General features: G+C 46.4%; 13 protein-coding genes and 1 pseudogene. All 14 read right to left on the reverse strand.

The window, feature by feature from the left end:
• Positions 1-19: 19 nt before the first annotated feature.
• The gene (gene argS, locus BMW45_RS25640) at positions 20-1,789 is read right to left on the reverse strand and encodes an arginine--tRNA ligase (protein WP_092250582.1); all 1,770 of its coding nucleotides are present in this window, start codon (positions 1,787-1,789) and stop codon (positions 20-22) included.
• Positions 1,790-2,079: 290 nt separating this feature from the next.
• Positions 2,080-2,256: pseudogene (locus BMW45_RS29050) on the reverse strand (DapH/DapD/GlmU-related protein); the annotation flags it as partial.
• Between the two features lie 111 nt (positions 2,257-2,367).
• A complete protein-coding gene (gene efp / locus BMW45_RS25650; protein ID WP_092250585.1) occupies positions 2,368-2,925 on the reverse strand; it encodes an elongation factor P in 558 nt (185 codons plus the stop codon).
• A 111-nt stretch (positions 2,926-3,036) separates the two neighbouring features.
• Entirely contained in the window at positions 3,037-3,465 is a 429-nt protein-coding gene (gene aroQ, locus BMW45_RS25655; protein ID WP_025233464.1) for a type II 3-dehydroquinate dehydratase, read from the reverse strand.
• A gap of 149 nt (positions 3,466-3,614) precedes the next feature.
• Positions 3,615-4,124: a YqeG family HAD IIIA-type phosphatase gene (locus tag BMW45_RS25660; protein WP_092250588.1), complete on the reverse strand. Its 510-nt coding sequence runs from the start codon at positions 4,122-4,124 to the stop codon at positions 3,615-3,617.
• A 7-nt stretch (positions 4,125-4,131) separates the two neighbouring features.
• On the reverse strand, positions 4,132-4,584 hold the full coding sequence (gene nrdR / locus BMW45_RS25665; RefSeq protein WP_025233466.1) for a transcriptional regulator NrdR: 453 nt from the start codon (positions 4,582-4,584) through the stop codon (positions 4,132-4,134).
• 103 nt (positions 4,585-4,687) lie between these two features.
• Positions 4,688-4,948, reverse strand: coding sequence for a PRC-barrel domain-containing protein (locus BMW45_RS25670; RefSeq protein WP_092250591.1), 261 nt, complete (start codon positions 4,946-4,948; stop codon positions 4,688-4,690).
• A gap of 53 nt (positions 4,949-5,001) precedes the next feature.
• Positions 5,002-5,829, reverse strand: a complete 828-nt coding sequence (locus BMW45_RS25675) for a DUF975 family protein (RefSeq protein WP_092250594.1) — start codon at positions 5,827-5,829, stop codon at positions 5,002-5,004.
• Positions 5,826-6,173, reverse strand: coding sequence for a hypothetical protein (locus tag BMW45_RS28635; RefSeq protein ID WP_242883240.1), 348 nt, complete (start codon positions 6,171-6,173; stop codon positions 5,826-5,828). The genes BMW45_RS25675 and BMW45_RS28635 overlap by 4 nt, the downstream gene beginning before the upstream one ends.
• A gap of 367 nt (positions 6,174-6,540) precedes the next feature.
• On the reverse strand, positions 6,541-7,437 hold the full coding sequence (locus BMW45_RS25685) for a dihydrodipicolinate synthase family protein (RefSeq protein WP_092250597.1): 897 nt from the start codon (positions 7,435-7,437) through the stop codon (positions 6,541-6,543).
• Positions 7,438-7,516: 79 nt separating this feature from the next.
• Positions 7,517-9,238, reverse strand: coding sequence for a dihydroxy-acid dehydratase (ilvD, locus tag BMW45_RS25690; protein ID WP_092251190.1), 1,722 nt, complete (start codon positions 9,236-9,238; stop codon positions 7,517-7,519).
• An 11-nt stretch (positions 9,239-9,249) separates the two neighbouring features.
• On the reverse strand, positions 9,250-10,245 hold the full coding sequence (locus BMW45_RS25695; RefSeq protein ID WP_092250600.1) for a sugar ABC transporter substrate-binding protein: 996 nt from the start codon (positions 10,243-10,245) through the stop codon (positions 9,250-9,252).
• The gene (locus BMW45_RS25700) at positions 10,242-11,201 is read right to left on the reverse strand and encodes an ABC transporter permease (RefSeq protein ID WP_092250603.1); all 960 of its coding nucleotides are present in this window, start codon (positions 11,199-11,201) and stop codon (positions 10,242-10,244) included. The genes BMW45_RS25695 and BMW45_RS25700 overlap by 4 nt, the downstream gene beginning before the upstream one ends.
• 84 nt (positions 11,202-11,285) lie before the next feature.
• Complete coding sequence (locus tag BMW45_RS25705; protein ID WP_092250606.1) at positions 11,286-12,725, reverse strand: glycoside hydrolase family 5 protein; 1,440 nt, start codon at positions 12,723-12,725, stop codon at positions 11,286-11,288.
• Positions 12,726-12,731: the final 6 nt, after the last annotated feature.

Raw genomic sequence — 12,731 nt, forward strand, 5'->3', positions numbered from 1 at the left:
TCCTCACATCCGTTCACCATTACATTCGTTCCGGCGCCTCGATTCCCAGTACGCCAATGCATGCATTTAATACATCCTTGGTTAGCCTGATTAAACGAATCCAGGATGCCTGCCGTTTTTTATCCTCTTCGGATATGATCTTGGTATCATGGTAAAAACGGTTAAAAGCATTGGCAAGTTCATAAATGTACTGGCATATTTTATGGGGCGCAAGCTCCGTAAAGCCTGTTTCCATGATTTCATTATATCTGGAAAGCTGGAGCATCAAGTCTTTTTCTGCCTCCGATGCAGCTGCAAGAATCTGCTCCTCACCCTGGTATTTATCCTCAAGGCCCTGGTATTTTGCCAGAATGGACTTTATTCTTACGATCGTATAAAGGATGTAAGGGCCGGTATTCCCCTCAAAGGATACGAAACGGTCCATATCAAACACATAATCCTTGGATGCCTGATTAGACAGATCCCCATACTTTAAGGCTGCCATTCCCACGATCTTTGATGTTTCCTCCGCCTCTTTCTCAGAAACGGTACGGTTCTCCATGATCTTTTCATAAGCTGCCTGGCTGATATCAGAAATCAGTGTTTCCAGACGCATAACTCCACCGTCCCTTGTCTTAAATGGCTTACCGTCTTTTCCGTTCATGGTTCCAAAGTAAAGATGAGACATCTTTTTATCCTGTGATACAAAGCCTGCCTTTTTCGCCACACGGAACACCTGGACAAAATGCAGTTCCTGGCGTTTATCCGTAAGATAGATGTACCAGTCAGGCTTTATATCTTTCTCACGTTCAATGATGGTTCCAAGATCAGAAGTAGAATAAAGGGCTGCACCGTCAGATTTTCTTACAATACAGGGAGGAAGTTCTTTGGTATCCCCCTCTTCTCCAATATCCACAACAAGGGCTCCCTGGCTTTCATAAGCAAGGCCCTTATCTTCCAGCTCCTTTATTAAACCGGCAATATAGGGTTCCGCATCGCTTTCCCCTTTCCATAGATCAAAGGAAACATTGAGATTTCCGTAATTTTTCTTTAAATCAGAAACAGATACTTCTATAATATGACGCCAGATGGAACGGTAAGGTTTAAAACCGTTTTGCAGTTTCAAAGTGGCATCATGAGCTCTGGTGCTGAATTCCTCATCGGATTTGGCTTTTGAACTGGCCGCAGGGTATATCTCTTCCAGCTCACTGATGGTAAAGGGTGCTTCCTTTGGATACTCTCCTTCATAGGACTCGTCAAAATAAGGCAGCTCCGGTTTTCTGTCTTTAAGCTCCTCAATGATCAGTCCCATCTGAAGGCCCCAGTCTCCAAGGTGAACATCTCCAATGACATGATGTCCAAGGAATCGGCCCATTCTCTTAATACTCTCCCCGATAACCGCGGAACGAAGATGGCCTACGTGCAGAGGCTTTGCAACATTGGCACCGCCGTAATCCACCACAATTGTCATGGGGTTTTCTGTTCTTTCACAGCCGCACTGTTCTTCGTCAGCCATGCCGTTCATATAGTCTGCCAGATAATCTGAATTGAGCTTTAAATTGATAAATCCCGGCATCACTGCATCCACTGCAGCAAATACATGACTGGCGGCAAGCTTTTCCACCACTTCTGATGCTATATCAAACGGTTTCTTTTTATAAGCCTTGGCTGCTGCCATGGCTCCGTTACACTGGTATTCGCAAAGGTCCGGACGATTAGATAAGGTTACCTTTGCATAAGCCTCATCGTATCCGCAGTTCGCAAATGCTGCCTTCATCTCTGCTGTAATCAAATCAAGAATCTTCTTCATCAGTTCCTGGTCTCCTTTTTCTATTCCAGATATTTCTACGCTAAATATTAATTATATTACAAGTGACCTTAAAAATCAAATTCTTTTCCCTTTTCTTTTCCAAAACTGTACTGCTCCATGATCTTCAGCAACATGGACAGGAATAGGTGATCCGGTAATAAAATAAGCGCCTTTTTAAGTTATGAGGATCGCACAATCCTTATCTTTTCCCAAAAAGGTGCTTTCTTTTTATTATTTTATCATATTTACCTTCTATGCTTGCAATATTCTCTCTTTGCATTTCCCCGTATTTAAATATTTTCCCGTATTATTCTGCACGGATTGCCATATGCAATCTGATGATCAGGTATATCTTTTGTCACAATGCTCCCTGCACCAATCACAACGTTATTCCCAATGGTTACACCGGGCATAATAATCGCACCGCCTCCAATCCAAACATTGTTACCAATGACAACAGGCGTACTTTAAATCATAAAAACAACGCAGGAATATTAGAACGATCCTTTCTACGTTGTTTTCTCAATATCATACATAATTAATAAAAGGACCTTGCAGATCGCCCGGTCCTTTTCCTTTTATACTCTGGACAGGTATTCACCTGTACGTGTATCAATCTTAATCTTGTCACCCTGATCTACAAATAAGGGAACATATACTACCGCACCGGTCTCAACCGTAGCTGGCTTGGTAGCTCCCTGAGCGGTATCACCCTTGAATCCCGGCTCTGTATCTGTAATAACCAACTCCACGAATAACGGAGGCTCTACGGAGTATACCTTACCATTATAAGAACATACCTTAACCGTCTCATTCTCTTTTACAAACTTTAACGCATCACCGATAATATCTGGAGATAACGCCATCTGCTCATAGGTATTCGTATCCATAAAGTTATGAAGATCTCCATCAGCATACAGATACTGCATGTCAAATCTATCGATTCTTGCCTGTGGGAACTTCTCTGTCGGGCGGAATGTGCGCTCGTTAATGCCGCCGTTTAACACATCTTTAATCTTAGTTCTTACGAATGCAGCACCCTTTCCAGGTTTTACATGCTGGAACTCCATAATCTGATAAACAGTACCCTCGATCTCCAATGTGATACCGTTTCTAAAATCACCCGCTGATATCATAAATGATATTCCTCCTTGAATTTCTCTTCTTAACCTTTTATATTCTATACTATAACAAATACATTTTCAACAGTTTTTTACAAATATCTCCCTTTTCTTGAATCGGAGCAATTATTTTCCTGTTAAATAATCCATTGCAAGAGCATATCCCTTAAGCCCCAGACCAACTACTTGTCCGGTACAAACAGGCGCCGTCACTGATGTATGGCGGAACTCCTCTCTCTTATGGACATTGGATATATGGACTTCAACCTTGGGAATCTCTACGGAACCCAGGGCATCTCTAACGGCATAGCTGTAATGGGTAAACGCTCCGGGATTAATGATGATCCCTTCTGTTCCATTGTGATATGCCTCCTGAATTTTATCGATGATTCCACCTTCATAATTACTCTGAAAGACTTCCAGCTCATGACCTTCTCTTTGCGCTTTTTCTTCCAGCATGGATACCAGCGCATGATAATCCTCTGTTCCGTATATTCCTTTTTCGCGGATTCCTAAAAAGTTTAGATTCGGCCCGTTTAATACAAGAATTTTCATATCCTTTTACCACCTTTTCTCCCATGCTTTCCGGGCAAAGCATCTCCAGTATGTCCCGGATCAGCCAGCTTGTCCGAACCGTCTCATCCTTATTATAACCTGTCAGGCTGTCTTTTACCCGTCAGAAATGTTCTTTCACCTGACACAGTTCACTTTTTTCTTTTCTTATCTCTGTGATAAAAATACAGCACAACTGCTTCTAAATATCTCTTTAAAACAATTTGGATTTCTTCTTTTGGATGAATCGGCCTGACCAGAATGCTGTAGATTCCGGCTCTTTTGGCTCCATAAACATCGGTAAAAAGCTGATCCCCCACAAAAACCGTATGTTTCGCATCCGTTTTCATGAACTCCATCGCTTTTTGATAGCCTTTTCTCCAGGGCTTGTTTCCTTTATAAATATAATGAGGGCTGCCCGCAGCCCTGGCAAAGGAAGCCACTCTCGGCTCTTTGTTGTTGGAAAGGAGGCAGGATTCCATCCCAAGCTTATGCAGATGTAAAAACAATTTCTTAGCTCTTTCATCTGCGGGCGCACCATGGGGCACCAGAGTATTGTCAATATCAAAAATCACACCTCTGATCCCACTCTTATATAATTCTTCGAAGGATATGTCGTATGCTGATGCCGCATCTTCATCCGGATAAAATACTTTAAACATATATCTCCTACTTCTTTAACAGTTTTCCTATTTCTTCCATAAAAGTACTCACGTCTTTAAATTCCCTGTATACGGAAGCAAAGCGCACATAAGCAACTTCATCCACTTCCTGCAGCTTTTTCATGACAAGCTCTCCGATCACCGTACTTTCCACTTCTTTTTCTTCACGGTTGAAAACCTGGGTTTCAATCTCGTCTACCATGGAATCAATCTGCTGGGATGATACCGGCCGCTTATGGCAGGAATGAAGAATTCCTGATTCTATTTTTGAACGGTCATAAACTTCTCTGGAATTATCCTTCTTAATAACCATAAGGGGCATGGTCTCAAGCTTTTCATAGGTGGTAAACCTCTTTCCGCACTTCTCGCATTGTCTGCGGCGTCTGATTGAGCTGTTGTCGTCTGCCGGTCTGGAATCAATGACCTTGGTGTCTGCTTCATTGCAAAATGGACATTTCACGTTTCTGGTCCTCCTGTCTACGGACTGTAATTTTAGTGTCACGAATCGAACTTCGTTTTATATATCATAGCTTACAATCCAAAGAACCGCAAGCCCATCCTCCTTATATCCCGCATCTTTCCGTTGCCTTTTCCAAATCCACATTTACAAGGATGATGTCCGGGCCCACCTGCCTTATGTCGCAAAAGGGAATGATAAACTCCTTTTCCCTGACTAAAAAGCCGCAAAAGCACCCTGGTCCTGGTACAATTATGGCTAAAAGGCATCCTGTTTCCATATCAAAATCCACATCACCAACATAACCGAGGCGTCTGCAGTCACAGATATTAATTACCTCTTTTTGTTTTAGTTCACAAATTCGCATAGGATACACCTCCTTAGTATATTCTATGCGCATACCTCATGCATGACACGGCTCTACCATTGATTTTCCTGGTTCCACATGGATTCAAAGGAAATTTCCTCACCTCTTCCGGGGGTGTTCCTAGAAAGCCGATCCTTAAGATCAAAATAATATTCTGTCATAGTAGCTTGAATGTAAGGGATGATCCAGAGAAAGCCAATACCCATGGAACAGTATCCCAGTACTACCATACCGATGAAGCTTATGAAAAGGTAAAAATAGCCTCCCTTATTGCCCTTCATCATAGCTGCACTTTCCTTAAGGCTCCCAATTACCCTTAAATCCGGAGATTCGATGAGAAGGTACATGGACTGGGATAAATACAGCATTGTTATGATATTTCCAATTAGCAGAAGCAGGTACGTTAGTACCAGCAGTACTATCATGACAGGTATAAAATCAGTGATGACAGCTACAATGAGTACAACAAAGTACGGTATCCCCCAGGCAAATCCAATGAAAAGATTTATAAAGTAAAGTCCTAAAAACCTATGGGGCTTGTTCTGAAAAGCAAAGAGTAAGTCAGACAGTTTGGTGGCATGACCATTGCATATATCCATATAAATCTTAAGTACTCCTGGTTTTAAAAGACCGTATACAGAGAGAATGATCAGGAGTGAGATATAAACCCCTGCCTTCAGGATCACATTTCCTGCCGATACGCTGCCGCCATAAAAAAAAGGATCTCTTACCAGTCCCATAGAAAAGGACGTTAAAATATACACCAGGGTTATAGCCAGAAGAATGGCGTATTCAATAAACTGGATGCCGATACACAAACCGTATCGGCCTTTCAAGGACCGCTTTGCACGGCTTTTAAGTTCTGATGATGAAGTTTTCATGAAAACACACCTCCCAGCCCCAGGCCACTCATCGCCGCAGTTCCCACAAATACGATTATAACCAATACTACAAGCACAATGGCAATGGATGAAGTAATAAGGCCTGCCTTTGCATAGCCTTCAAACCTGTCTTCTGTTCTGGAAAGCAGGGCAAACAGAATTCCAAGGCTTCCGAAAATCAATCCTCCGTAACAGCAGCAGGAGGTTATAATTCCAAGAATCCCCATGACCAGAGAGGCAAGGGCCATGTTGCTCTGTACCGGACTCTCTGGCTGTTTATATACGGCTCCGCGATCCCAATCCTGGTTTTCCTGCCAGGAACCATCTTGATTATCCTGATCCATTTCTATCATCTCCCTTTCTGTCATAATATATAACTTATTCAAATTTGCATGGCAAGTGAAGATAAAAGGGCTGCTTTTCAGCCTGTTCATCTGATCTTACGAAGCAATTGAGGATAAAAAGCGCATGCTTTTTGCGCCGTCCATCCGATAATCGAAAGGGCTTTTACTTTCGATTATATGGCAATTATACAATATTTTCCATTATCTGTAAAATTAATATTTTATTTGACGATAAGCCTGCGAATGAAATTCTGCAAAAACAGTCGCGAATAGGGAGCTTTATCATTCATTAAAAAGAACATTCTCCAGCGGATATCCGTTAAAGAATGTTCTTTTCTCCTGCTAAAAAACCTCTATCCCTCTTCGTTCACCGAAGCAATCCCTCTTCCTTAAGAATCTGCTCAAGCCGCCTGGTTTCTCCCTCCGTGGCCTCCTGCATGGGTCGGGCGCAAACGGACTTCATGGGTACCCCGCAAAGCGCCATGGCCTTTTTTATAATAGGTACAAATTGCTCTCCCACATCATATACAGCCATAAGCCTGTCAATCTTCATCTGGTATTCCCGCAGCAGTCCGAAATCCTCCCTCCTGGCCGCCTCAGCAAGAGCAGAGGCTGTCTCCGGCGCAAAATTGGATAACCCGGCGATACAGCCGTCTCCACCGCTTATCACATTATGGGAGAAGAATTCATCAAATCCTGAATAAACCAGGAATTCAGGAAATTCTCTCTTTACAGTCTGAATCAAAGCTCTGGTATGCCCCATGACATCCACGGTGTCCTTAATCCCCACAATATTCTTCCTCCTGCGGGCCAGTTCAAGAACCACCTGAGGCTTTAAGTCATAACCGGTTCTGGCAGGGAAATTATACAGCAGCAGCGGGCCTTCTATCCTTCCGGCCAGGGTATCATAAAAGTCCAGAACAGCGCTGTCCGGCAGGTTAAAGTAATAGGGAGAGATGACCATAACTCCATCCGCACCCTGCTCCAGGGCATAGCGGGACAGCTCTACACATTCCTCAAAAACAGTACCGCCGGTCCCTACATAAACCATTACCCGATGATCCACGTAAGCAAGGGCCTCCCGGATCATCCGTTTCTTCTCTTCCAGCGGAATGGCAAAGAACTCCCCGATACTTCCAAGAATCAGGATTCCATCCATTCCTCCTGCTATAAGATGGTCGTATAACTGCCTATTGGCCTCCATATCCACATGAAAGTCACTTGTAAATGCCGTCACTGCCGGTGTTATATATTTTGCATTCATCTAAACTGCCATCCTCCCTTTCTCATTGAGTACGGTTATCAGATTGGCCTGGATATCTCTTCCCGTACTCCTTCGTCCCTTACCCTTCATATCCTGCTCCTTCCATGGCTGAAAGGGCATCCCTGGTGTATCTTGCCAATATCCCTTTCCGCTTCGGTCTGGGAATGATCCCCTCTTTTTTCCTCTCTTCAAGCACAATCTCAATCTCCTTAAGCGTCCGTTCCTCCCCCTGGATTCCTGTCAGATTCAGGGTCCTGTCCTTCACACTGTAGGAAATGATGTCGCCGTCTCTTACAAAGGCAAGAGACCCTCCTGCTGCTGCTTCCGGAGACACATGACCGATAGCAGGTCCTCTTGTGGCTCCTGAAAACCTGCCGTCCGTTACCAGGGCCACACTTCCATTGAGCTCATGATCACAGACAATTGCCTCAGTCGTCATGAGCATTTCCGGCATGCCGCTGCCCCTTGGCCCTTCATAGCGGATCACAATGATATCACCTTTGCGGATCTCCTTTTTCACCACTGACTGGTAAGCATCCTCCTCACAGTCAAAGACTCGTGCCCTTCCTTTATGCTCCCACATCTCCCTGACACATGCGGCATATTTGATGACTGCTCCCTCGGGTGCCAGATTACCCCTCATAACAGCGATGGAGCCCTTTTCAACGGCTTCACTGACCGGGAAGATAACCTGTTCCCGCTTCAGTCCGTAATTGCTCAGATAACCTGCATAACGCTCGTAAAAGCCGTCCTTCTCCAAATCTTCCAGATTTTCTCCCAGCGTCCTGCCTGTGACTGTCATTACATCAAGATGCAGCAGATCCCTTAGTTCCCGTTCTACCATGGGAATTCCGCCTGCGAACCAGAAGGCTTCTGTCAGATGCTGACCGCTGGGGGTGATATTTCCGATGTGGGGGATCCGGTGATTGATCTCATCAAATTTTTCCGGTGCGACCAGGAGCCCAAGCTCTCTTGCCAGGGAAGTGAGATGAATGACTCCATTGGTAGACCCTCCGATTGCACTATGGATCATGATGGCATTCTCAAATGCTTCCTTTGTCATGATCTGGCTGGGACGGATATCCTTCTCCGCCAGCTTCATTATGGTTTGGCCTGCCCTGCGCGCCCATGCCAGGATATCCCGCATGGTGGCAGGAATTAACGCAGAGCCTGGCAGCGCCATGCCCAGGGCTTCCGCCATGCATTGCATGGTACTGGCCGTTCCCAGAAACGTACATGCGCCGGCCGAGGGGCATCCCGTCAGCTTGTAATCCCTTATTTCCTGCGGAGTAATAGCCCCTTCCCGCTTCTGGCGCAGGGATATGTCTCCTGCCACCAGGGAAGTCGTCATCCCCGGCCCGTTCCTCATGCTCCCGCCAGGTATAAATATAGAAGGAATGTCAAGCCGGGCCGCTGCCTTTAATTGGGCAGGTATGGATTTGTCACAGGATGACGCAAGTACCATTCCGTCCCATGGATACACAGAACCGTGGAGTTCTATCATATCGCAGATAGCCTCTCTGGAGGCCAGTATGTAATTCATTCCATTATGTCCCTGGGCGCAGCCGTCGCAGATATCCGTAGTATGATACCCGGCAGGATACCCGCCTTTTTCAAACACACCGTATTTTACCTGTTCCATGAGCCCCGAAAGATGCACGCTGCCCGGATGGCTGTCCCCATAGGCATCCTCAAGCAAAATCTGAGGCTTCTTTATATCTTCCTCATCCCAGCCGCTTCCCATCTGCAGGGCGTCAAACTGAGCCCACAGCTCCCGCTGGGGCGCGCTTTTCTGCTTCATATTCATTTATATTACCTCTCCGATTTCTCTCCATACGCTTTTATATCCTTGCCTTCTACCCATGTCACATCAATTAAGTATTCCTTCTCAAGCTCTCTCCCCTCCACTGCGTCCGCCAGTTTGTCCACCAGTGTCCTGCCTATCACCTGACAGTTCTGGTCCACAATGCCTGTAATCAGGCCCTCATCCACACCGGCTGCCAGAGTAGGGGAATAATCGAATCCATAGTGGTACAGAGTTCCCTGGAGGTTCTGGAATTTGATAGCTTCCATGGTCCCGGTAATGACAGACTCTGTTCCCAGAGTGAACACTGCCTTTAAGTCAGGATAGGATATTATTTGTGTCTCCAATTGCTCTTTTGCCCTGGATACGCTTAGGTCGTTTATAATCCAGGTACACCAGGTAAACTGGGCGGCCTCCTGATCCATCGCCTGGTTAAAACCGTCCTTAAGCCCCTTGTAACGGTCGGTCATGTTCTGAGCAGAACCACTGTAGGTAACGGCCGTCAGCCTTCCCCCGGTAATTCCCCGGGCTTTTAAGTCTTCGGCCCCCCGTCTTCCCAGTTCCATTCCAGCTTTATAATTATTGGTTCCGATATATGCCAGCCGGTTGCTGTAAGTCCTGATGTCCGTATCATAGGTGACTACTTTGACTCCGGCAGCCATTGCCTCCGCCGCTTTTATATCAAACATCTCCGGTTCTAAAGCTGCCATGGCAATGCCGTCTGCTTTCTGATCGATGGCCTCCTGGACCATCTCAATCAGCTTCTGGGGCCGTGAGGAATCCCCAGGAAGCCCTGCTTTTATGATCAGAGTACACCCCCGCTCTCTGGCCTGCTCCTGTGCACTTTGAATCAACGGCTTCCAATAAGGTCCTTCTTCATTCAATGCAATCAGATACAAAGTCTTCCCTTCCTGCCGTTCAAAAGCGGCAGTGGACTGCCTCCCGCATCCGAACGTAAAAAGGCATACCACCATTCCGATTATCCAAATTTTAAACATTCTCATGCCGATTCTTCCCTCTTCTTCCGAAAATAGTCCATCACGATAGCCGTCAGAATCATAAGCCCTGTAACTGCCTGCTGCCCGTAAGTATTTAAACCGGCCGCATTCATACCGTTTTTAAACACTTCTATAATAAGTAGCCCCAGAACCGCACGTACGATACCTCCTGCCCCTCCTTCAAACCGGATCCCGCCGATAATCACAGCAGCGATGGCATATGCTTCCAGCCCCATAGCTTCACTGGATGCGCCCACATTCAAGTAGGACATGAGGATGATTCCCGCAATCCCCGCAAAGGCCCCTTCAATAAAATAAACCTTGAGTAGGTGCCGCTTTACCTGGATGCCGGCCAGACTGCTGGCCTTCTTACTGGAGCCTACGGCATAGCAGTACCGGCCGAATATGGTACACTTCATAACAAGAACAACTGCCACAGCCAGGATCAGGAAGATAAGAAAATTGGAATAGAGGATATTGCCCAGCAGATGGGTGTTTGAAATGTGGTAAAACCAGCCTGGCAGACCGCTGATCAGAATACCCCCTGTGAACATCTGGGTCAGCCCCCGGATCATGTAATTGCTTCCTACGGTCACTATAAACGGCTTAAGCTCAAACCGTGTAATCAGAAACCCGTTGAGAAGTCCCCAGGCACCGCCGCAGAGGGTGCCAAGAGCCAGGCATACTGCCGGATGCATTCCCCGCACCGCCAGATACGCAGCTGTCGTCCCTGCGCAGGCCATGATGGCCCCGCAGGATAAGTCAATTCCGCCAGAGATCATAAGCATTGCCACTCCCAGCGTGGCAATTCCCAAAATAGGCATGGAACGCAGGAAGCTGGCAAGGTTCCCTCTGGTGGCAAATACCGGCAACATATAAGAGAACACAGCCACCAGGAAGAGTAAAAGCCCAATCATCCAGTATTCTGCCATTTTTTCTTTCCAGACTATCTTATTCCTCATCCCAAGTTCTCTCCTCTTTCCGTTATTCCCGGCTGCCTATTTGCATATTTTCACATCCAATTTTAACAGAATCATGGATATTTATCAATGCAGCATATGTTTCAGAAGATTCAGATAAGGCTGGTTCTTCACACAGTTTTCCAGCTTAAAGCCTCCGGCGATGCGCTCTAAGTCATCCTCACTGTATCCGGCAAAACGCCTGGCGTAAGCCGGCTGCAGCATAGCGCCCGCATAGCCGTTAAGTACACCGTAATTCATCACAAACGCATTGGAAGCTTTGTCAATCCTGGTTTCTCCCATCACATCCAGGATATAATCGGCAAGCGCGCGGGATTTCTTTCTGCCCTCCGCCACCCCTGCATAATCTGCGACGAAATTCTCAGCTCCCAGGATGCGTTTTTGTTCCTGGACCGGCTGAATGATCTTCATATATTCGCTCTCCGGATCTAAGAATACCCATCCCATAATGCCGGGGTCCTTATAGGTCCAGGTGGTCCAGTGGACTCCATACGTGTTGTAAATATCCAGCTGATCCTCCATAGAAGCCAGTCGGTATGGAAGCTCCTCCGGAAAACCATGGTACTGGGAACCGAACTCCCCTACCCACAGAGGTACATTGTGCTTCAAGGCAAACTGTGTCCCCTGGTGGTTAAGGAATTCAGTCCTCTGCCTATTCTTATCCCAGTACACCCCTCCATAGTGTCCCGGGTACGTCCCCGGCCCATATCCCGGGGGTATATAGTTGTGGCTGCTGTACACCAGATGATCCTCAAAAGGCTTCTCCAGCCCTTCAAAATTCCTGGAATAATTATCCCCCTCCAGAAACAGGATGTGCTTTTTATCAATTTTTCGGACCGCATCTGCTATCTCCCGGTACAGTTTGTTGATTGCCTTCCAGTCCGACTGATAGAACTCATAAAAGTCATAGGCATGTTCGCCGGTGGGCGTTCCTGTGGATGGCTCATTCATCAGATCGTAGCCCGCTACCGCATTTCTGTCCCTGTATCTTTGTGCAATCGCCTCCCAGAGTGCGATGATCCGTTCCTGAAAATGGCGGAAGCTCCAGAGAAGAACCGCGCCCCGCTCGTTATCACTGTGCCAGTGACAGTTCTGCCAGCCGGACAAGGCATGCATATCCAGGATTACGTAGACACCCTGGCGTTCACAGGCATCCAGTACGGCATCCAGCCGTTTAAATCCCTCTTCCTTATATATAAAGGGATTTTGGTCATCCTCAAAATGCCGGTAACTCAAAGGAATGCGAATGCAGTTGGCTCCGGTTTCCCGGATCAGCCGGATATCCTCCTCAGCCAGGAAGTTGTCGAGGATGGTCTCAAAAAACAATTCTGCCTTGCCTGCACCAATGGCTTTGGCCATCTCCCTCTTCATCCCGCTCTCAGTACCCGGATATCCGTTGATAAAATCCTCCATGTTCATCCAGCCGCCCACGCAGGTACCGCGAAGGTACACAGGATTTCCCGATTCATCCACGATTTTACCGTTTCTTACCTGTAATAAGTCCATTTTATC

The sequence above is a fragment of the Lacrimispora sphenoides genome (genome assembly GCF_900105215.1).
GTDB classification, from domain to species: Bacteria; Bacillota; Clostridia; order Lachnospirales; family Lachnospiraceae; genus Lacrimispora; species Lacrimispora sphenoides_A.

Excerpts from the sequence above, each read along its gene's own strand:
- BMW45_RS25660 (WP_092250588.1), bottom strand. The coding sequence starts at position 4,124 with ATGTTTAAAGTATTTTATCCGGATGAAGATGCGGCATCAGCATACGAC.
- BMW45_RS25705 (WP_092250606.1), bottom strand. The coding sequence starts at position 12,725 with ATGGACTTATTACAGGTAAGAAACGGTAAAATCGTGGATGAATCGGGA.
- BMW45_RS25685 (WP_092250597.1), bottom strand. The coding sequence starts at position 7,437 with ATGAATGCAAAATATATAACACCGGCAGTGACGGCATTTACAAGTGAC.
- BMW45_RS28635 (WP_242883240.1), bottom strand. The coding sequence starts at position 6,173 with ATGGATCAGGATAATCAAGATGGTTCCTGGCAGGAAAACCAGGATTGG.
- efp (WP_092250585.1), bottom strand. The coding sequence starts at position 2,925 with ATGATATCAGCGGGTGATTTTAGAAACGGTATCACATTGGAGATCGAG.
- aroQ (WP_025233464.1), bottom strand. The coding sequence starts at position 3,465 with ATGAAAATTCTTGTATTAAACGGGCCGAATCTAAACTTTTTAGGAATC.
- BMW45_RS25700 (WP_092250603.1), bottom strand. The coding sequence starts at position 11,201 with ATGAGGAATAAGATAGTCTGGAAAGAAAAAATGGCAGAATACTGGATG.
- BMW45_RS25675 (WP_092250594.1), bottom strand. The coding sequence starts at position 5,829 with ATGAAAACTTCATCATCAGAACTTAAAAGCCGTGCAAAGCGGTCCTTG.
- argS (WP_092250582.1), bottom strand. The coding sequence starts at position 1,789 with ATGAAGAAGATTCTTGATTTGATTACAGCAGAGATGAAGGCAGCATTT.
- ilvD (WP_092251190.1), bottom strand. The coding sequence starts at position 9,238 with ATGAAGCAGAAAAGCGCGCCCCAGCGGGAGCTGTGGGCTCAGTTTGAC.
- BMW45_RS25695 (WP_092250600.1), bottom strand. The coding sequence starts at position 10,245 with ATGAGAATGTTTAAAATTTGGATAATCGGAATGGTGGTATGCCTTTTT.
- BMW45_RS25670 (WP_092250591.1), bottom strand. The coding sequence starts at position 4,948 with ATGCGAATTTGTGAACTAAAACAAAAAGAGGTAATTAATATCTGTGAC.